The organism is Nostoc sp. CCY 9925, assembly GCF_963920935.1.
Classification (GTDB): domain Bacteria; phylum Cyanobacteriota; class Cyanobacteriia; order Cyanobacteriales; family Nostocaceae; genus Nostoc.
In genome coordinates, this window is sequence record NZ_CAWUDO010000328.1 from 1 (window position 1) to 250 (window position 250).

1 protein-coding gene is annotated in these 250 nt (G+C 47.6%); it reads right to left on the minus strand.

The annotated features are described in order from the left end of the window. Positions 1 to 250, minus strand: a 250-nt coding sequence (locus ACM0OY_RS40650; protein WP_414574339.1) for a WD40 repeat domain-containing protein, incomplete at both ends; no start/stop codon positions are given.

Genomic DNA, 250 nt, shown 5'->3' on the forward strand with positions numbered 1-250 from the left:
TACCAGTAGTGCTGTCCCACACACGGGCTGTCTTGTCAGCACTCGCAGTGACAATTTGCTTGCCATCTGGGCTAAAACTGGCATTGATGACCCAATCTTGATGCCCTTTGAGTTGAACTAGCTGTTTACCAGTAGTGCTGTCCCACACTCTTGCTGTCTTGTCAAAACTCGCAGTGACAATATTCTTGCCATCTGGGCTAAAACTGGCATTGTAGACCTGTTCTTGATGTCCTTTGAGTTGAGCTAGCTG